Source organism: Paeniglutamicibacter sulfureus, from assembly GCF_039535115.1.
Taxonomy (GTDB): Bacteria; Actinomycetota; Actinomycetes; order Actinomycetales; family Micrococcaceae; genus Paeniglutamicibacter; species Paeniglutamicibacter sulfureus.
Genome location: NZ_BAAAWO010000001.1, coordinates 658149 through 678272, shown reverse-complemented (window position 1 = coordinate 678272; position 20124 = coordinate 658149). Strand labels below are relative to the sequence as shown.

The window sequence follows — 20124 nt, the reverse complement described above, 5'->3', positions numbered from 1 at the left end:
TTGTTCCAAGTAACTGCATTGCGCCCGGCCACGTTCGGGCAAAAACCTAAGAGAAAGGACGCCCCGTGCTTGCATGGTCCGCGCCCACCGTCCCGCATGTCCCGGGAAACGCACCGATCCTTGAGGTGCACGACACCGCCACCGGCCGGCTGAGGGACACCGCCCCGGCAGAGCAGTCCAACGCGCCGGCGAGCATCTACGTCTGCGGCATCACCCCCTACGACGCCACCCACATGGGGCACGCCGCCACCTACGTCGCCTTCGACCTGCTGCAGCGCACCTGGCGCGATGCCGGGCGTGAGGTCACCTACGTGCAGAACGTCACCGACATCGACGATCCGCTGCTGGAGCGCGCCGCGGCGACCGGCATGGACTGGCAGGTGCTGGCCAAGGAGCAGACCGACCTGTTCCGTGCCGACATGGAAGCACTGAACGTGATCCCGCCCGAGCACTACATCGGCGCAGTGGAATCCATCACCTGGCTGGTCCCGCTCGTGGAGGAACTCGTCGCCAAGGACCTGGCTTACGCGGTGCCGGGCGAAAACGGCGAGCCGGACGGGGACATCTACTTCGACGCCGCCGCCGCGGCCTCCGACGCCTGGGAACTGGGCACCGTGAGCGGCTATGACCGCGAGACCATGCTCGGCTTCTTCGCCGAGCGCGGCGGAGACCCGGAACGGCCGGGCAAGCGCGACGCCCTTGACCCGCTGCTCTGGCGCGTGGCCCGCGCCGGGGAGCCGGAATGGGACGGCGCCTCGCTGGGCGCCGGGCGCCCGGGCTGGCACATCGAGTGTTCGGTCATCGCCCGGCGCTTCCTGCCCGCCCCCTTCACCGTGCAGGGCGGGGGATCGGACCTGATCTTCCCGCACCACGAGTTCTCCGCCGGTCACGCGGCCGCGCTGGACGGCAAGGCGCTGGCACAGTCCTACGTGCACACCGGCATGGTGGGCCTGCACGGCGAAAAGATGAGCAAGTCCCTGGGCAACCTGGTGTTGGTTTCCCAGCTGCGTGCCGCCGGCGTGGACCCGGTGGCCATCCGCACGGTGTTGCTGGGCCAGCACTACCGCAGCGACTGGTTCTGGACCGATGAACTGCTCACCCAGGCCCAGGACCGGGTGGCCCGCTGGCGCAAGCGCATCGGCTCCACCACACTCACCGAGGCCACGGCCGTGGTCACCCGCATCCGTTCCAAGCTGGCCAACGACCTGGACGCCCCCGCGGCCCTGTCCGTGCTCGATGCCTTCGGCGCCCAGGAACCGGCGGAGGACGACGGCTCGCAAGAGGCCGGCGGGCAGCTGCTCGCCGATGCGCTCGATGCACTGCTGGGACTCAAGATCTCCTAGGTCCCCGTCCGCCGGACAACGGCCGCATGATGAAAAAACGCGTCCCCCCGCCCTGTCCCCCCTGCGGGGGCCGGGCGGGGGGACGCGTTGGTGTTGAAGCGCCTGGCTGTCAGTCGCTGGACCCGGGCGTGTCGGGGGCCTGGCCGCCGGTTCCCGGTGTGCCGGGACCTTCTTCCCCCGGCGCACCGGGGCGGTGCCTGCGTTTGAGGTAACGCTCGAACTCGCGGGCGATCGCCTCGCCGGTGGCCTCGGGCAGCTCGGTCTCGTCCTGTGCCTGCTCCAGCTGTTGCACGTAGGCGGCGATGTCCGCGTCCCCGGTGGCCAACGCGTCTACCCCGCGCTCCCACGCCAGTGCGTCCTCGCCGAGTTCATGCAGGTCCAGGGCCAGCGGCAGAAGCTCCTCCACCCGGTGCAGGATGGCCAGTTGCGCCTTGGGAGAGGGCGGCTGCGCAACATAGTGCGGAACCGCCGCCCAGATCGAGAGCGTGGGCAGCCCCGCGGCCTCGGAGAATTGCGCCAGCACCCCCAGGATGCCGGTGGGGCCCTCATAGCTGCCGGGCAGGGCACCCAGGGCCTCGCAGACCTTCGGGTCGTCGGAAGAGACCGCCGCCTGGATCGGCCGGGTGTGCGGCACATCGGCCAACAGCGAACCCAGCGCCATCACGCCCTGCACGTTTTCCTCCTCGGCGCGCGTGAGGATCTCTGTGATGAAGGCCTTCCACCGGTACGTGGGCTCCACGCCGCGCACCAACAGCAGGTCCACCGGGGATTCGGGCAGCGATGCGCGGTAGATGCGGGTGGTCGGCCACTTGACGACGCGCTTGCCGGCGCCGTTGCGGCGCACCTGCGGGCGGGAGAACTGGTAATCGTAGTAGTCGTCGTCGCCGATGCCAGCGACCTTCACGGCGCCGGTGGCCGCCTTGATGTCCTTGATCGCCGAACTGGCGGCGTCACCGGCATCGTTCCATCCCTCGAAGGCGACCACCATGATGGCCGGGCGCACGGGCCCGGGAATCGTGGAGGCGGCCACCAGGGAGGAAAGTGTCACTGGATCATTCATATCTTCGCTCACATCCTCACCCTAGCGCGCGCACCGGTCGCCGGGGCAAGTGCGCACCCACTAGAATTGGGACATGCCAACCCAGAATCCCGACCCCATGCCCGCGCGCCCCGTGAACTCCCGGATCCAGGGAGTCTTGTGGGACATGGACGGAACCCTGCTTGACACCGAACCCTACTGGATGGCCGCCGAGGCGGCTCTGGTGGCCGAATTCGGCGGCCGGTGGAGCGAGACCCAGGCCTTGGGACTGGTAGGAAACGCCTTGCCCGACGCCGCCGCCGCGCTGCAGCGCGCGGGCGTCGAGTTGCCCGAGCGCGAGATCATCGACAGGCTCACCGCCGAGGTCCTGGCCGGGGTGGCCCGCCGCGTCGACTGGCGCCCCGGCGCCCTCGAACTGCTGGAGGCGCTGCACAGCGCAAACGTCCCCTGCGGACTTGTCACCATGTCCGAGGAACCGCTGGCCGCCCTCGTGCTGGATCAGCTGCCAAAGAAATATTTCGCTTTCCGCGTCACCGGTGACATGGTTTCCCGCGGCAAGCCGCACCCCGACCCGTACCTGCTGGGACTGGAGAAGCTCGGGGACTTGGTGCCGGACCTGGATCCTTCCCGCGTGGTCGGGATCGAGGATTCCGCCCCCGGCATTGCCTCGGCCGCAGCCAGCGGGATCGTAGCGGTGCTCGTTGAGCACATCGCCCCGGTGCCCGACTCTCCGTCCTGGCAGCGCGTCGAGTCGCTGGCCGGCCTCGACGTCGAATCCCTGGGCGCACTGGCGTCCATCGGGGTGCGCGCATGAGCGAACCTGCCACCAAGCGCGACGGGATCCCGCTCGGATCGGTCTTCGGGGTCCCGGTGTCCCTGGCCTGGTCCTGGTTCATCATCACCGGCCTGATCGTGATGGTCTTCGGGCCCACCGTGGCCCGCTCCCGTCCCGACCTGGGGGCCGGCGCCTACCTGGTCGCCTTCACCTACGCGGTGCTGCTGGCCTTCTCCGTGCTCATCCATGAGCTCGCGCACGCCCTGACGGCCAAGTCCTTCGGCTGGCCAGGGGCTCGGATCACCCTGAACCTCTGGGGCGGGCACACCCAGTTCTCCTCCTTCAACGCCACTCCGGGCCGCTCGCTCGCGGTGGCCATGGCCGGCCCGGCCGCCAACTTCGTGATCGCCGGGGCAGGCTACCTGTTGCTGCTGCTCATCCAGCCAACCGGGGTCGTGTTCCTGCTCTGGGACATCCTGATCTGGGCCAACCTGTTGGTGGCGATCTTCAACGTGCTTCCGGGCCTGCCGCTGGACGGCGGGCGCCTGGTCGAATCGGCCGTCTGGCGCTACACCGGTTCCCAGGACCGCGGCACCATCGCCGCCGGCTGGGCCGGGCGGGTGCTGGTGGTGCTGGTCGTGGGCTGGTTTGTCATCGTCCCGCTAACCCGCAACGAACCGCTGGACTTCCAGGTCCTGATCGTGGCGATCCTGGTCGGCGGGTTCATGTGGGTCGGGGCCTCGCAGGGCATCACGCACGCCAAGCTGCGCCTGCGCCTGCCGCTGGTTTCGGTGCGCGCACTGATGGAGCCCGCCACCGCGATCCGCCAGGACTCCACCCTCGCCGAGGTCACCACGCGCCTGGCCAGCCGCGGCGGACGGGTCATCCTCGTCAATGCGGCCGGCAACCCCGTTGCGGTGATCGACGAGGCAACGCTGCACTCCATCGATGCCGCGGTGCTCGCCCAGACCCCCGCGCTCTCCGCCGCCCGCGCCCTGGACCCCGGCGCCGTGGTCAGCGCCAACGCCGACGGCAGGGCATTGATCGGGTACCTGGCCACGCTGCAGGGCAGCGAATACGCGGTCATCGATGACTCCAACCGCGTCGTCGGGCTGCTGAGCCAGGCGCGCATCGTCGCGGCCATCACCGGCAAGCAGCGCTAGGCGCGCTTCACCGGTCACCACACTTCACCACCATCCCAGGACCTAAGGACACAGAACCGAGAATGAGCGACATGCCAGCCACCCCCCACGGCGCCCAGAGCCGCCGCGGCCCCTTCCGCCCCGGCGACCGGGTCCAGCTCACCGACCAGAAGCGCCGGATCAGCACCATCACCCTGACCGAGGGCGGGGAGTTCCACACGCACAAGGGAGTCCTCTTCCACGATGCGCTGATCGGCGCCCCGGAGGGCTCCATCGTGGAGAACACCAACGAGGTCCGCTACCAGGCGTTGCGCCCGCTGCTGAAGGACTTCGTGCTCTCCATGCCGCGCGGCGCCACCGTGGTCTACCCCAAGGACGCGGCGCAGATCATCCAGATGGGCGACATCTACCCGGGCGCCCGCGTGGTTGAAGCCGGCGTGGGCTCCGGTGCCCTGTCCATGTCGCTGCTACGTGCGGTGGGCGATGGCGGCTACCTGCACTCCTTCGAGCGCCGCGAGGAGTTCGCGCAGATCGCCCGCGGCAACGTCGACACCGTCTTCGGCGGCCCGCACCCCGCCTGGGACATCACCATCGGGGACTTCCAGGAGAAGGTCCTCGAAACCGAGGAACCCGGCTCCGTCGACCGCGTGGTCCTTGACATGCTCTCGCCCTGGGAATGCGTCGACGCGGTTTCCACCGTGCTGGCCCCCGGCGGAGTCTGGGTCAACTACGTGGCCACCGTGACGCAGATGTCGCGCACCGTCGAGGCGATCCGCGCCACCGGCCTCTACACCGAGCCCGAGTCCTTCGAGACCATGGTCCGCGGTTGGCACGTCGAGGGCCTGGCCGTGCGCCCGGACCACCGCATGGTCGCGCACACCGCCTTCCTGATCACCTGCCGCCGGCTGGCCGACGGAGCGGTGGGCATCCCGGGCGCCAAGCGCGTGAAGGAGCACACCTACTCGGCCGAGGACCTTGCGACCTGGACCCGCTCGGACGAGCCCGATGCCTGGAACCACGAGGCTCTGGGGGAGCGCGGCGTCTCCGCCCGCAAACTGCGCCGCGCCGCCAAGGACGCCAAGTCGATGACCCAGCGCGGCTCGCTGCCCGAAGGCCAGGAACCGGCCGACGACGTGGACGCCAACGGCGACACCGCCGCGGACGCCAGCGGGCAGTAGCACGACCAGACCCGCCGTGAGGTCGCGGTCACATTTCCGCCATTGGGCCCCGCCCATGCATAGGATGAGAACAGCAGTGGCGTGTGCCGGCTTACCCCGGCACACGTGTTCCTCGAATTATGCGAAACGGGTGGAAAATGGGCGACGAGACAGATCGAACACGGCTGGAGGGCCAGGTCGCGGCCGCCGAGCGGCAGCTGAACGTGGTGCGGGACAAGAACCGCCTGCTCGATCGACAGCTCGCCTCGGCGGGAGCCAACAACGCCCGCCTGGTCGCCATGCTGGAGCGCACCCGCGAGGAGATCCTGGCCCTGAAATCGGGGCTGGAGAAGGACGGGGACACCCCCTTCAGCCACGGCACCATCGTCGAACTGCATCCGCGCAGCCGACCCGTCCCGGGCGTGGCGATTTCCTCGACCGGCGTGCAATCTGCCGACATCGTCCAGGGCGGCCGCAAGCTGCGCGTGGGCGTGTCCCCGCTGTTGGACTTCGGAAAACTCGCCATCGGCCAGGACGTTCTGCTCAACGAATCCCTGGTCATCGTCGCCGGACTCGGCTACGAGCAGTCAGGTGAACTGGTCACCGTCAAGGAGGTCCTGGCCGACCACCGGGTGGTGGCCATGGGCAGGGCCGATGACCAGCGCGTCATCCGCCTGGCCGAACCGCTGACCGGGGACATCGTGCGGGTCGGGGACGTGCTGACCCTCGATGCGCGGACCGGCCTGGCCCTGGAAAAGGTGCACCTGTCCGACATGCAGTCGCTGGTGCTCGAGGAGGTCCCGGACATCTCCTACGCCGACATCGGCGGGCTGAGCGACCAGATCGAGGCCATCCGCGACGCCGTCGAGCTGCCCTTCCTGCACCCGGACCTCTACCGCGAGCACGGGCTCACCGCGCCCAAGGGCATCCTGCTCTACGGCCCTCCGGGCTGTGGCAAGACGCTGATCGCCAAGGCAGTGGCGCATTCGCTGTCCGAGCGCACCAACGAACGCAACGGCGACACCGGCACGGCCAAGAGCTACTTCCTGAACATCAAGGGCCCCGAGTTGCTGGACAAGTACGTCGGGGAAACCGAACGCCACATCCGGCTGATCTTCTCCCGGGCCCGCGAAAAGGCCGCCGGAGGAAACCCCGTGGTGGTGTTCTTCGACGAAATGGACTCGCTCTTCCGCACCCGCGGCACCGGCGTCTCCTCCGACGTGGAAACCACCATCGTCCCGCAGCTGCTGGCCGAGATCGACGGCGTCGAGCGGCTGGACAACGTCATCGTCATCGGCGCATCCAACCGCGAGGACATGATCGACCCGGCGATCCTGCGCCCGGGGCGGTTGGACGTGAAGATCAAGATCCGCCGCCCCGATGCCCAGGGAGCCGCGGAGATCTTCGCCAAGTACCTCACCTCCGACCTCCCGCTGCACCCGGACGACCTGGCCGAGAACGGAAACGATCCGGCCGCGACAGTGCGCGCGATGATCCAGGCGACCGTCGATGCCATGTACTCCACCGGGGAACAGAACCAGTTCCTCGAGGTCACCTACGCCAACACCGAAACGGAGATCCTCTACTTCAAGGACTTCGCCTCCGGCGCGGTGATCCGCAATGTGGTGGACCGGGCCAAGAAGTCGGCCATCAAGGCGCTGCTCACCGGCCAGGAGCGGGGGTTGCGCATGGACTACCTGCTCGAGGCGGTGGTGGAGGAATTCCACGAGCACGAGGACATGCCCAACACCACCAATCCCGACGACTGGGCGCGGATCTCCGGGCGCAAGGGCGAACGCATCACCTTCATCCGCACCATCGTTGCGGACAAGAACGGGCGCGGGAAGACCCTGCCGGCACCGGGGTCCGACGAGACGGGGCAGTACCTGTGAGCGTGCACCGGGTCATGGGCCTGGAGACCGAGTACGGCGTGCTGGCCCCCGCAATGCCCGGGGCCAACGCCACCATGCTCTCGGCCCAGGTCATCAACGCCTACGCGGCCACCATCCGGGAGGCGCGCGGGAAGATCGCCGGCACCCACTGGGACTACACCGACGAGACGCCGCTGAACGACGCCCGCGGCTTCACCCAGCCGCGCGCCACCGCGGATCCCTCCCAGCTCACCGACCTGGAACCGGAGCTGGACGCCGAGCAGGTGGCCATGGCCGGCGGGGACGTGACCATCGGCTCCACGCTCTACGAGGGCGGGGACAACGACCATGAAGTGCTGATGAACATGGTGCTGGGCAACGGCGCCAGGCTCTACGTCGACCACGCCCACCCGGAATATTCCTCCCCGGAGACCACCAACCCCTTCGACGCAGTGCTGTACGACCAGGCCGGGGACCACGTCGCCCTGGCGGCGGTGCGACGCATCGAGTCCCTGGCCGGGCTGCCGGATGTGCACCTGTACAAGAACAACACGGACAACAAGTCGGCGTCCTACGGGGCGCACGAAAACTACCTGATGCCGCGGGAAGTGCCCTTCGACTCCATCGCCGCCGGGCTCATCCCGTTCTTCGTCACCCGCCAGGTCATCTGCGCCTCCGGGCGGGTGGGCCGCGGCGTGCTGGGCCAATACCCCGGCTTCCAGGTCTCCCAGCGGGCCGACTTCTTCGAGGCGCAGATCGGGCTGGAGACCACGATCCGCCGCCCCATCATCAACACCCGCGACGAGCCGCATGCGCACTGGGAGAAGTACCGCCGGCTGCACGTGATCATCGGGGACGCCAACCTTGGGCAGGTCTCCACGCTGCTGCGCACCGGAACCACCGCGCTGGTGCTGGCGATGATCGAGGCGGGCACCGTCCCGGCGATTGAGCTGCGCGACCCGGTCGCGGCCCTGCAGGCCATCAGCCACGACCCCACGCTGCGCACCAAGGTCGAGCTGGTGGACGGGCGAAAACTCACCGCGCTTGAGATCCAGTGGATCTACGCCCAGGCGGCGGCCGAGCACAGCGGGGCCACCGACGCCGACGACGAGGCGACCGTGGAGATCCAGCGCCGCTGGGAGGAAACCCTGCAGCTGCTGGAATCCGACATCTTCTCCGCTGCCTCCACCGTGGATTGGGTGGCCAAGTACAAGCTCATGACCTCCTACGCGCAGCGCCACGGCGTGGATTTCTCCGACCCGCGGATCGCACTGATGGACCTGCAATGGGCGGACATCCGCCCGGAAAAGGGGCTCTACCACCGGCTGGCGGCGCGCGGGCTGATGGAAACGCTCTATTCCCCGGCGCAGATCGCCCTGGCCGCAACCAACCCGCCGACCGACACCCGCGCCTACTTCCGCGGGCGGGTTCTGAGCCAGTACCCGGAGCACGTGGTGGCAGCGAGCTGGGACTCGGTCTCCTTCACGGTCCCCGGGGCCCGCAAGCTCGAGCGCATCGCGACGCTGGAGCCGCTGCGCGGCACCAAGGCCCTGGTCGGGGACCTGTTGGATGCGCAATTGTCGATTCACGAGTTCATCGCCACGCTGCGGAGCTAAAGCCCCTACCCAGTGGCAAGATGTAGATACCAGCGAAAACAGTGCCGGGCACCGCAGCGACGGGGCCCGACACGTACGACACGGAAAAGAGCGGGACGGCAATGACACAGGAACAGCACTCGGGACAACGCCGCGAGGACACCCAGGCCCAGGAGACCGAGCAGGAAGTTGCCGCAGCGGCCGGCCAGGACGCCGGTGTCGATGACCTGCTCGATGAGATTGACGGGGTGCTGGAGCGCAACGCCGAGGAATTCGTGCGCGGCTTCGTGCAAAAGGGCGGCCAGTGATCGAGCTCGGTCCCGGTCCCTCCTTCGTGGAATACCTGAACCGGGACCGGCCCGACCTGCTGCCCGGTGCCCCGATCCAGTCCCAGGGCGCTTCCGGAGCCGCGGGGCAGGTGCCCCACGGAACCACCATCGTCGCGCTCTCCTACGCCGAGGGCATCGTGATGGCGGGGGACCGGCGCGCGACCATGGGCAACGTCATTGCCAGCCGCCGCATCGAGAAGGTGTTTGAGACCGACAGGTTTTCGGTGGTTGGCATCGCCGGGGCCGCCGGGGTCGCCATCGACATCGCCAAGCTCTTCCGCGTGGAACTGGAGCACTACGAGAAGATCGAGGGAACCCGGCTCTCGCTGGACGGCAAGGCCAACCGCCTGGCCTCGATGATCCGCGCCAACCTGACCTTGGCCATGCAGGGCATGAGCGTGATTCCGCTCTTTGCCGGCTACGACACGCTGGCCGGCACCGGGCGGATCTTCTCCTTCGACATCACCGGCGGGCTCTACGAAGAGGTGGAGCACCACTCGGTCGGCTCCGGTTCACCGTACGCCCGTGGCGCGCTGAAAAAACTTTGGCAACCGGACATGGATGCCACGGCCGCGGTGCGCGTGGCCGTGGAGGCCCTCTACGACGCAGCCGACGACGACTCGGCTACCGGGGGACCGGATGCGGTGCGCAAGCTCTGGCCCGTGGTCTACGCCGTGGACTCCCATGGGGCCCGCCGCGTGGAGGACGCGATCCTCGCCGAGATGGCACGGTCGATCATTGCCACGCGGACCGATGACGGGAAGGAAGCCTAGATGAGCGCGCAATACTACGTTTCGCCCGAGCAACTCATGAAGGACCGGGCGGATTTCGCCCGGAAGGGCATTGCCCGGGGGCGGGCCGTCATCGTGGCTTCCTGCGCCGACGGCATCGCGCTGATCGCGGAGAACCCCTCCGGCTCGCTGCACAAGATCGGTGAGATCTACGACAGGATCGCCTTCGCCGCTGTGGGCAAGTACAACGAATTCGAGTCCCTGCGCCAGGCCGGGGTGCGCTATGCAGACACCCGCGGCTATTCCTACTCCCGCCACGACGTGACGGGCCGCGGCCTGGCCAGCGTCTACGCCCAGTCCCTGGGCGCGGTGTTCACCGCCGAGGCCAAGCCCTTCGAAGTGGAGCTGGCGGTCCTGGAACTGGGCGAAACGCCGGCACTGGACACCTTGTTCTCGCTGAATTTCGACGGGTCGATCGCCGAGCAGCCCGGCCACATCATCATGGGCGGCGACACCCCCGCAATTCGCGAAGCCTGGAACGGATATTGGGCAGGCAAAGACCTGGCCGCCGCCGGGACCGACGAGGTCATCCGCGCCGCCGCCCTGGTGCTGCCGGGAGTCGGTGAAGGCTCCGAGGACGCCCGGCTGTTGGAGGTCGCTGTGCTTGAACGCGTCACGTCCTCGGGTTCGCACCGCCATTTCCGCCGCCTTGACACACCAACCATTGCCCGGTTCCTGGGCGCAGGGAAGTAGACACGCATGGACCGCAGGATCTATGGCATCGAGACCGAATACGGGATCAACTACTCCGATCCCGGGGGCCGTCCGCTCACGCCGGAGGAATCGGCACGCTACCTCTTCCGCCGGGTGGTGGCCTGGGGGCGCAGCTCAAACGTGTTCCTCACCAACGGATCCAGGCTTTACCTCGATGTCGGCTCGCACCCGGAATACGCCACTGCCGAGTGCGACGAGCTCCGCCAGCTGATTGCGCACGACCGGGCAGGGGAGTCAATCCTCAACGACCTGGTGGCCAGCGCGGAGGAGCGCATGGCCGCCGACGGGTTCAACGGCCGGCTGTACCTGTTCAAGAACAATACCGACACCGCCGGGAACTCCTACGGCTGCCACGAGAACTTCCTGATCCCGCGCAAGCTCGAGTTCGCCCGGCTCGCCGAAATCCTGATCCCGTTCCTGGTCACGCGGCAGCTTATCGCCGGGGCCGGCAAGATCGTGAACATCGACGGTGAACCGCTCTACGCCTTCTCCCAGCGCGCGGACCATGTGTGGGAAGGCGTCTCCTCGGCCACCACCCGGTCGCGGCCCATCATCAACACCCGCGACGAGCCGCATGCCGACGCCGAGTACTTCCGGCGCCTGCATGTCATCGTGGGGGACTCGAACATGTCCGAGACAACCCAGCTGGTCAAGCTCGGGGCGACCGACTTGATGCTGCGGATCATCGAGTCGGGGAAGATCATGGAGGACCTGCGGCTGGAAAACCCCATCCGCTCCATCCGCGAGATCTCCCACGATTTCAACGGCACCACCCTGGTCAAGCTCGCCAACGGCAAGCACCTCACCGCGCTCGCGCTCCAGCGCCGCTTCCTGACACTGGCCACCGACTTCGTTGCCCGAGAGGGAGCACACCACGATCAGGTGCCGGCCGTGCTGGATTTGTGGACCCGCACCCTGGATGCGGTGGAATCGGGGAACTTCTCCGGGATCGACACGGAAATCGATTGGGCCATCAAGCACAAGCTGATCAATTCCTATGCCAACCGCCACCAGCTGGACCTGGGTGCCCAGCGCCTGGCGCAGCTGGACCTGACGTACCACGACATCGACACCAAGCGCGGGCTCTTCCATGTGCTGGCGGCCCGGGGCAAGGTGGCTTCTGTGGTGGATCCGGCGGAGATCGCCTTGGCCGTTGACAACCCGCCGCAAAGCACGCGGGCCAAGTTGCGCGGCGATTTTGTCCGGGCCGCCAAGAACGCGGAGCGGGACTTCACCGTTGACTGGGTGCATTTGAAGCTCAACGACCATCCCGGCCAAACGGTGCTCTGCAAGGACCCCTTCGCCAACGAGGACTCCCGCGTGGAGGCACTGATTACGGCCATGGGCGGCTAGCCCCCCATTCGTCCCGTTGCAGCGTCCAATAAGGAGATTCACAGTTTCGGCCTTTAAGCTGGCTTTAGTCAGGTTCGAAAGCTCACCGCACAGCGTGGGTGTTTCCAGTTCCAAAATCCCCAACTGAAAGTTGATTTCGTGCGCAAAGTAATGGCACTCGTTGCAACGGCCTCGTTGCTGCTGGTGACGGCCTGTGGTTCAACCACCGCGGCATCCAGCGGTGACGTTGCGCCGTTGGAATCGATCAAGGTCACCCCCGGTGCGGATGATTCCTCGGATCCGACCGTCACCTTCGACACCCCGCTGGTTGCCACGGCAACCGGCGCCAAGGTCATCGTCGAGGGCAAGGGCGAGGACATCAAGGAAAACCAGAACGTCAAGTTCAAGTCCATCGCCTACAAGGCCGAGGATGCCAGCCTGCTCGGATCGGGCTTTGCCGGGGAACCGGTGACCTTGCCGACCAACGAGGAATTCAAGGCCCAGCTCCCGGCGCTGTATGAAACCCTCCTGCAGGCCAAGGTCGGCTCCTGGGTCGCCATGGTCGAGCCGGCAGCCGAGGCAGCACCCGCCGAAGGTGCTTCACCCTCTGCAAGCCCCGCCGAGGCAAAGGCCGAAACCGTGGTTGTCCTGAAGGTCGTGGCCAGCGAGCCGATTCCAGAGGCTTCCAAGAAGCTAGGAGCCGATGAGGTCAAGAAGCTCAAGGACGAAGGATCCCTACCTACCTTCGAGATGAAGGACGAGAAGCCGGCCATCACCATCCCGAAGGACAAGGAAGTTCCTGCAGGCTTGGTCGTTGACGTCGTGAAGGAAGGCACCGGCAAGGTCGCCACTGCCACCTCGGACGTGTCAGCCAATTACACCGGCGTCCGCTGGGAAGACGGCAAGCAGTTCGACTCCAGCTACGACCGTGGCGAAGCGTCCGACTTCAATCTCTCCGGCGTCATCCCGGGTTGGACCCAGGGACTGGAGGGCCTGAAGGCTGGTACGCAGGTCATGCTCACCATTCCGACCGATCTGGCCTACGGGGCGGATGCGGCATCCCAGGGGCGACCTGCGGGACCGTTGGTCTTCTTTGTTGAGCTCAAGGAAGTAAAGTAGCTAAAAGCTTTTAGCAACCAACCGAAAGGATTCCACCATGTCTTTTGGACAGCGTGATTACGACCGTACCAAGCCGGAGATTGAATTCCCGGGCACCGATGCCCCGACCGAGCTGAAGATCGAGGACATCGTCGTTGGCGACGGCGCCGAGGTCGTTCCGGGCTCGACCGTCTCGACCCACTACGTCGGCGTGGCCTGGTCCACCGGCGAGGAGTTCGACGCCTCCTGGAACCGTGGCACCCCGCTGGACTTCCGTGCCGGCGTCGGCCAGGTCATCCAGGGCTGGGACCAGGGCCTGATCGGGATGAAGGTCGGCGGCCGCCGCCGCCTGGAAATTCCTTCAGAGCTCGCCTACGGCTCGCGCGGCGCCGGTGGAGCCATTGGCCCGAACGAAGCACTGATCTTCGTCGTGGACCTGGTGGCTGTCCGCTAAGCACAGCAATTCGCCTTTGGCCGTGTTTTCCCAAGTTAAACGGGGGAGAACACGGCCAAAGGCCGTTAACGCGGCGTTGCATTGGCTCGGCCTTGTCGCCAAAGGGTAATCTTGCGAGCGTGGCTCAAATTAACTCCGGCGGTCCTTCCCGTGCCGAGAAACTCGTCAGTCTTACCTATGCGTTGATCAACACCCCGCATGGATATTCCAAGCGCGAACTGCGCAAGATCGTCGATGACTACCAGTCGCTGAGTGACGCCGCATTTGACCGTAAATTCGACCGGGACAAGAAAGACCTGCGTGAAATGGGCGTGCCGGTAAAAACCCTCGGCACCGGCTCCGAGGAGCGCTACCTGATCACCCCGGCCAGTTATCGGCTGCCCGAAGTGAGTTTCACGACCGAGGAAGCCGCGGTACTGGGCCTTGCTGCACAGTTGTGGAAGGACACCGACCTGGAATCCTCGGCCATCCGAGCCACTGGTCGGCTCTCGGCCGGGTTGGAAGACACCGGCCGCGGGGTACGGTTCACGGAGTATGTTCCCCGATTGCATGCCGCCGGACCGGCGTTTGCCGCCTGCCTTGAGGCGGTCTGGGCACGGCAGGTCCTGTCTTTTGAATACCTGGACGCCCAAGGCCGTGCCAGCGATCGCACCGTGGACGCCTGGGGGATCGGTTCGCGCTTCGGCAACTGGTACCTGGTCGGACTGGACCACGACCGCCAGGACGTGCGCATGTTCCGGCTGACCCGCATCCTCAGCGATATCCGCACCGGCCACCAGCATTCTTCCCGCCCCACTGGATTCTCCATGGCGGACACCTTGGGTGGCCTGAATCCAGACATTGCCGGTGAAAAGGCCCGGCTGTCGGTGGCCAAGGATTCCGGCTGGGCGCTTCGTTCCCGGGCAGAATCCATTTCCCCCGGCGATGACCACGATGTACTGGTACTGCAATTCCACGACCTGATGGGCCTTTCGGCCGACGTGGCAAAATTGGGTGCCGATGCCAGCGTGCTGGAACCCGCTTCCCTTGCAACGGCCGTGCGCCGCAGGCTCGAGGGGGCACTGGCCGCCCAGCAGGCGCCCGTACCCGCCTACAAGCTCAGCAAACGACGCAATGTCGGGCGCCCTCCGTCCACCGAGGCAGTCGCCCGAAACCTCGACATCATTTCCTATGTGGCCAAGTTCGGTTCACCTACCGTTGAGCAAACGGCCACCCACTTCGGCTTGACTGAAAAGCAGCTTTTGGCCCACCTGCAGACGATCATGATGTGCGGGGTGCCAAACGGGCTGCCCGATGAATTGATCGACGTGGAATGGGAGGCGGGAACCATCAGCATCAACAATGCAGAGGCCCTCAATGCGCCCATCCGGCTCAGCCTTACCGAGGCCGCGACCATGCTGGCCGGTTTGGCATCGTTGCGCGGACTGCCGGACTTCGAACATGCCCACGCGGTCGACTCGGCCTATGGGAAGCTGCAGGCAGCCGCGGTGGGATTCGAAGGACTGGAATCGGTATTGTCCATTGCCTTGCGCTCAACCGAGGAAAGCGAGATCTACGCTGCCCTGGTGCAGGCCATCCGTGAACACCAGACGGTGGAGCTGACGTACTACAGCGCTTCCAGCGACGCACTGGGTGTCAGGCAGGTCGAACCCATTCGTCTCGTGGAGAATGCCGGCCGGCAGTACCTTCGCGCCTTCTCGGTGCCCAACAACGAAATCCGCAGTTTCCGCATCGATAGGATCCAGTCGGCGACGTTCAGCGGCCAGCAGTTCACCTTTGCCCCGGATCGGCATCACGACCAGGACGATATCTTCTTCACCCCAAGCCCCGCCGACGAGTTGGTTGTCCTGGGCTTCGGTCCTCGCCTGGCTTCGCTCGTGGATGAATTCGCCCCGGAGCAGTGGGCCAAGGGCGCGAATGAAAACATCGCGGAGATTCGCATGACTTCCACTTCCACTCTCCCGGGAATGGTGGCCTACCATGGCGGGGACCTGCGAGTTGTTGAACCTGCCCCGCTATGCACCGAGGTCGAAGCATGGCTCAGTGCGGCAGTGGCCAACTTGGAGGTGAAGTAGTGATGTTCGCATGGTGGTTCTGGGTGTTGCTGTGGATCGTGCTCGCCTTGGGCACGCTGTTATTCCTTGTCCTGGCCGCAATCCGGCTCTTTCGCGGCTTCATGGCGCTGACCCACGAAGTAGGCGATGCCATGGACCGGGTGGGCTCCGCCATGGATGAGGAGGCGCTACCCCGGGATTATCCCGAGGTACCGGAGCGCACGCCGTCTGGAATAGCAGCTCTCTTCCAGGACCGGGATATCGCCAAGGAGGCGCACGCTGCAGGAAAGCTGCGCCGTTCCACCGCGCGACGCAACGCGCGCATTGAACGCAAAGCCCAGCGCGGACAACCCCAACGCGTAGGCGATTTAGAATTGTTCTGACGTAGACTTAAAACGATTGAAAGGTAGGTTCCCCAATGGGTGGAATCCAAGGATGGCATCTGGTCATCATCGTAATTTTGGCACTCTTGCTGTTCGGTGCCCCGAAGCTTCCGGGTTTGGCCCGCTCTGTTGGCCAGTCCTTGCGTATCTTCAAGTCCGAGGTCCGTCAGATGAAGGACGACGACAAGGCGCCCGAGGCCGGCGAAGAAACCGTCGAGGGCAAGATCGTTGACCCCGACCGTCGTGAGAACAACTCCTAGTCCTTCGTGAGCGAACAAGACGTGGACTCCAAAAAGGGACGGAAGAACAATCCCGAGGGCCGCATGGCCCTCAAGGCCCATCTGGTTGAAGCCCGGAACCGTCTCTTCATTTCACTGATCGCGCTGGTTTTGGGAACGGTCGGCGGATTCTTCCTTTATGACGAGGTCCTCGGGCTGCTCATCTCCCCGGTCCGTGCATACGGCGGGGAAGTCAACTTCACTTCCGTCATGGCACCTTTTGACATCATGCTCAAGACCTCTTTGCTCTTGGGGCTGGTGTTCTCGGCACCGATCTGGATCTACCAGCTCTGGGCATTTATTGTTCCGGGGCTGAAGAAGAACGAACGCAACACGGCCATCGGGTTCGCCGCAGCCGCTGCGCCGCTCTTCATCGTGGGCGTAGGTATGGCCTATTGGGTCTTGCCCCATGCCTTGAAGTTCTTCATCTCATTGACCCCGGAGAACGCCCAGTCCTGGTTGACGACCGACACATACCTACCGTTCGTGTTCCGGCTGTTGATCGCCTTCGGGCTGGCCATGCTGGCACCGGTGCTCATGGTCGGGTTGAACCTGGTCGGCGTCCTGAGGGCGAAGTTGATCCTTCGGCATTGGCGCATCACGGTCTTCCTCATTGCCCTCGTGGCCGCCATGGCGGCTCCAGGCGGAGATGCAATCACCATGTTTGCATTGGCCGGTCCATTGTTCGTGACCTTCGCGACGGCAACATTGATTTGCCACCTGAACGACCGCAAGCGAGACAAGAAGCGGGCCCAGCTCGAGGCCGAAAACGCCGCCAGTGCCGGCGAGGGATCCATCATTCCCGATTCGCCGGATCTCCCATAGGGACACCCCCCCGTGCCCGGAGTACGGACACGGGCGCACCTACTACCCTCCTGAAAGGGGTCGCAGCGTGAGCATGCCGGCCGAGCGATTTGACGCAGCCAAGAACCAACCCGAGGAGAGCGAAAGCGGGCTCCCCGAGTTCCGGGCCTCACTGGGATTCGACCTCGACCCCTTCCAAGAGGAAGCCTGCCGGGCGGTGGCGTCAGGTTCCGGGGTCCTGGTGGCTGCACCCACCGGCGCGGGAAAAACGGTGGTGGGGGAGTTCGCCATATTCCAGGCGCTTCGCACCGGACGCAAGGCCTTCTACACAACCCCCATCAAGGCGCTCAGCAACCAAAAGTACAGCGACCTCGTGGCCACCTACGGTCCCGAACGCGTTGGTCTGCTCACCGGCGACATGACGATCAACGGCGAGGCCGAGATCGTCGTGATGACCACCGAAGTCCTGCGCAACATGCTGTATGCGGATTCGGACACCCTTGATTCCCTGGGCTACGTCGTCATGGACGAGGTCCACTATTTGGCGGACAAGTTCCGCGGCGCAGTATGGGAAGAAGTCATCATCCACTTGCGCGAGGATGTCCAGGTCATATCGCTCTCCGCCACGGTTTCCAACGCCGAGGAGTTTGGCGGCTGGCTCGACGCAGTGCGGGGCGATACCCGCATCATCGTCTCGGAGCACCGTCCGATTCCGCTCTTTCAGCACGTGATGGTCGGTGGCCGCCTTGTCGACCTGTTTGCCGAGGATGTTTCGTTCGACCAGGTGGCCGATACCCCGGAACGGGTGGCCGAGGTCAACCCCGAACTCACCAAGATGGCCCACCGGGGTCTCACCGGCTCCCGGGGCCGCGTCCAGCGCGGACGTGGCCGCCGCGGCGGGGGAGGGACCTGGGGAGAGAAGCGCGAGCAGATGGGCACGCGCGTCTCCCGACCGGACATGATCATGGCCCTTGACCATGCCGGGTTGCTTCCGTCGCTGGTCTTCATCTTTTCCCGCAACGGCTGCGACGCCGCCGTTGCCCAGTGCGTCCGCTCGGGGCTTGCGCTGACCACCATCGCGGAGTCCACCGAAATCGAACAGACGATTGACATCGTCGCCCACAAACTGCCGCCGGACGACCTAGAAGTGCTGGGCTTCTGGCCGTGGCGCGAAGGACTCATGCGAGGCTTTGCTGCCCACCATGCGGGCCTTTTGCCAATCTTCAAGGAGGTCGTTGAAGACCTCTTTGTCCGCGGCCTCGTCAAGGCAGTCTTCGCGACCGAGACGCTTGCCTTGGGCGTCAACATGCCTGCCCGGTCGGTGGTCATGGAAAAGCTCGAGAAGTTCAACGGCGAATCCCACGTGTCTGTCACCGCGGGGGAGTACACCCAGCTGACCGGCCGTGCCGGGCGTCGGGGCATCGACGTCGAGGGGCACGCGGTGGTCCTGTGGCAACAGGACACCGATCCGGCGGCCATCGCGGGGCTAGCCTCCAAGCGGACCTACCCGTTGAATTCGAGTTTCCGTCCGACCTACAACATGTCCCTGAACCTCACCTCGCAGTTCGGCCGGGAGCGGGCTCGCGGCATCCTGGAAACCTCATTCGCCCAGTTCCAGGCAGACCGTTCCGTGGTCGGCATGGCTCGCCAAGTACGCTCCCGCGAGGAGTCGCTGGCCGGCTACGCCAAGTCAATGACCTGCCACATGGGGGACTTCAAGGAATACGCCGCCTTGCGCGAGCAATTGTCAGTGGCGGAGAAGGAGGCCTCGAAGACCATTTCGAGGCTGCGCCGCTCGGCAGTCAGCGAATCCCTGGAATCCCTCACGCGCGGGGACATCATCGAGATCCATGGGGCTAGGAAGCTTGGCCGTTGCGTTGTCATTGAGTTGGACAACTCGTGGCACGACCCGCGCCCCACGGTACTGACAGAGGACAAACACATCCGCCGCGTCGGGGTTCAGGACCTCAACGGCCCGGTTGAGGTGATCTCGCAGATCCGGATCCCCAAGGGCTTCACCGGCCGCAGTCCCAAGGAACGCCGGGACCTGGCCGCTTCGCTGCACAACGCACTGGCCGAATCGCGTCCGCCACGCCGCGGCGCCCCGGAGTTCACCTTCAGCGGCAGCGATGAACAGGAAGAGCTCATTGTTCGGCTGCGTGCAGCGCTCAAGGCCCACCCGTGCCATGCCTGCCCGGAGCGCGAGGACCATGCCCGCTGGGGTGAACGCCACTCGAAGCTGCTGCGCGACACCAACAAGCTGCGCGCCCAGATCAGCGGCCGCACCAATACCATTTCAAAGACCTTTGACCGCGTCGCGAAGGTGCTCGAGGACTTCGAGTACCTCGTGCCCGCCTCGGACGACCTGGGCCAGGCCCAAATCACCGATGCCGGTCAGCGGTTGCGGCGCATCTACGGCGAACGCGACCTCCTGACATCCCTGGTCATGGAAACAGGCGCCATGAACGAGATGACCGCCGAGGAACTGGCCGGATTCATTTCCGCCCTGGTTTTCCAGGCGCGACGCGAAGACCACGGCCCCGATCCGCGGATGCCGACCGCGAAGGTTCAAATCGCCTGGGAGACCTCGGTCAACTTGTGGTCGCGCCTCTCCGACGCCGAGGCCAACGCGGGCCTGCCCGAGACCGTAGCCCCGGACTCCGGGTTGATCTGGCCGATCTACAAGTGGGCCCGGGGCTCGGATTTGCGCGAATGCCTCCGCGGCACCGACCTGGCCGGCGGCGATTTCGTGCGGTGGGCCAAACAGGTCATTGACGTGCTTGACCAATTGGCCAAGATCCCGGACCTGAACACCGGACTTGCCCGGTCCTGCAACCAGGCGGTCCAGCGGATCCGCCGCGGGGTTGTCGCATATTCAAACGTGGTGGACTGAGTCCCGCCACCGCGGGACCACTCACGACAGGATTGAAGGACGCCGACACAACGGGCGTGCTTGAGAAAAGTA

The 20124-nt window shown here is 65.7% G+C and carries 18 protein-coding genes; 17 read left to right on the top strand and 1 reads right to left on the bottom strand.

Annotation, left to right across the window (positions count from 1 at the left end; genetic code table 11):
* The first annotated feature begins 65 nt into the window (after positions 1 to 65).
* Complete coding sequence (mshC, locus tag ABD687_RS03050) at positions 66 to 1343, top strand: cysteine--1-D-myo-inosityl 2-amino-2-deoxy-alpha-D-glucopyranoside ligase (protein ID WP_310287331.1); 1278 nt, start codon at positions 66 to 68, stop codon at positions 1341 to 1343.
* Positions 1344 to 1452: 109 nt separating this feature from the next.
* On the opposite strand, the gene ABD687_RS03045 is transcribed toward mshC, so the two are convergent.
* Positions 1453 to 2403, bottom strand: coding sequence for a PAC2 family protein (locus ABD687_RS03045; RefSeq protein ID WP_302266061.1), 951 nt, complete (start codon positions 2401 to 2403; stop codon positions 1453 to 1455).
* Between the two features lie 73 nt (positions 2404 to 2476).
* Between ABD687_RS03045 and ABD687_RS03040 the strand changes: the two genes are divergently transcribed.
* The 16 genes from ABD687_RS03040 (at position 2477) to ABD687_RS02965 (ending at position 20052) form a co-directional block, all read left to right on the top strand.
* The gene (locus tag ABD687_RS03040) at positions 2477 to 3196 is read left to right on the top strand and encodes an HAD family hydrolase (protein WP_310287337.1); all 720 of its coding nucleotides are present in this window, start codon (positions 2477 to 2479) and stop codon (positions 3194 to 3196) included.
* Positions 3193 to 4320 carry a site-2 protease family protein gene (locus tag ABD687_RS03035; RefSeq protein WP_310287340.1) on the top strand — a complete coding sequence of 376 codons (1128 nt, stop codon included), beginning with the start codon at positions 3193 to 3195 and terminating at the stop codon, positions 4318 to 4320. The genes ABD687_RS03040 and ABD687_RS03035 overlap by 4 nt, the downstream gene beginning before the upstream one ends.
* A gap of 62 nt (positions 4321 to 4382) precedes the next feature.
* Positions 4383 to 5477, top strand: coding sequence for a tRNA (adenine-N1)-methyltransferase (locus ABD687_RS03030; RefSeq protein ID WP_310287343.1), 1095 nt, complete (start codon positions 4383 to 4385; stop codon positions 5475 to 5477).
* A gap of 119 nt (positions 5478 to 5596) precedes the next feature.
* Positions 5597 to 7348, top strand: a complete 1752-nt coding sequence (arc, locus tag ABD687_RS03025) for a proteasome ATPase (RefSeq protein ID WP_377700388.1) — start codon at positions 5597 to 5599, stop codon at positions 7346 to 7348.
* A 14-nt stretch (positions 7349 to 7362) separates the two neighbouring features.
* Positions 7363 to 8943, top strand: coding sequence for a depupylase/deamidase Dop (gene dop / locus ABD687_RS03020; protein ID WP_344761015.1), 1581 nt, complete (start codon positions 7363 to 7365; stop codon positions 8941 to 8943).
* Between the two features lie 101 nt (positions 8944 to 9044).
* Entirely contained in the window at positions 9045 to 9230 is a 186-nt protein-coding gene (locus ABD687_RS03015; protein ID WP_264271274.1) for a ubiquitin-like protein Pup, read from the top strand.
* Positions 9227 to 10024 (top strand): proteasome subunit beta, encoded by a 798-nt coding sequence (gene prcB, locus ABD687_RS03010; protein WP_302266064.1) that lies wholly within the window; start codon positions 9227 to 9229, stop codon positions 10022 to 10024. Before ABD687_RS03015 ends, prcB begins: the two co-directional genes overlap by 4 nt.
* On the top strand, positions 10025 to 10735 hold the full coding sequence (prcA, locus tag ABD687_RS03005) for a proteasome subunit alpha (protein WP_310287351.1): 711 nt from the start codon (positions 10025 to 10027) through the stop codon (positions 10733 to 10735). It abuts the gene before it with no gap.
* 6 nt (positions 10736 to 10741) lie between these two features.
* The gene (pafA, locus tag ABD687_RS03000) at positions 10742 to 12109 is read left to right on the top strand and encodes a Pup--protein ligase (RefSeq protein ID WP_264271277.1); all 1368 of its coding nucleotides are present in this window, start codon (positions 10742 to 10744) and stop codon (positions 12107 to 12109) included.
* A 138-nt stretch (positions 12110 to 12247) separates the two neighbouring features.
* Positions 12248 to 13207 carry an FKBP-type peptidyl-prolyl cis-trans isomerase gene (locus ABD687_RS02995; RefSeq protein WP_310287353.1) on the top strand — a complete coding sequence of 320 codons (960 nt, stop codon included), beginning with the start codon at positions 12248 to 12250 and terminating at the stop codon, positions 13205 to 13207.
* 37 nt (positions 13208 to 13244) lie between these two features.
* Positions 13245 to 13640 carry an FKBP-type peptidyl-prolyl cis-trans isomerase gene (locus ABD687_RS02990; RefSeq protein ID WP_310287355.1) on the top strand — a complete coding sequence of 132 codons (396 nt, stop codon included), beginning with the start codon at positions 13245 to 13247 and terminating at the stop codon, positions 13638 to 13640.
* Positions 13641 to 13759: 119 nt separating this feature from the next.
* Positions 13760 to 15715: a helix-turn-helix transcriptional regulator gene (locus ABD687_RS02985; protein WP_310287357.1), complete on the top strand. Its 1956-nt coding sequence runs from the start codon at positions 13760 to 13762 to the stop codon at positions 15713 to 15715.
* A 2-nt stretch (positions 15716 to 15717) separates the two neighbouring features.
* Positions 15718 to 16077: a hypothetical protein gene (locus ABD687_RS02980; protein WP_377700394.1), complete on the top strand. Its 360-nt coding sequence runs from the start codon at positions 15718 to 15720 to the stop codon at positions 16075 to 16077.
* A gap of 35 nt (positions 16078 to 16112) precedes the next feature.
* Positions 16113 to 16337, top strand: coding sequence for a Sec-independent protein translocase subunit TatA (gene tatA, locus ABD687_RS02975; RefSeq protein WP_264271282.1), 225 nt, complete (start codon positions 16113 to 16115; stop codon positions 16335 to 16337).
* Positions 16338 to 16358: 21 nt separating this feature from the next.
* Positions 16359 to 17180 (top strand): twin-arginine translocase subunit TatC, encoded by an 822-nt coding sequence (gene tatC, locus ABD687_RS02970; RefSeq protein WP_310287360.1) that lies wholly within the window; start codon positions 16359 to 16361, stop codon positions 17178 to 17180.
* 73 nt (positions 17181 to 17253) lie between these two features.
* The gene (locus ABD687_RS02965) at positions 17254 to 20052 is read left to right on the top strand and encodes a DEAD/DEAH box helicase (RefSeq protein ID WP_302266463.1); all 2799 of its coding nucleotides are present in this window, start codon (positions 17254 to 17256) and stop codon (positions 20050 to 20052) included.
* Positions 20053 to 20124: the final 72 nt, after the last annotated feature.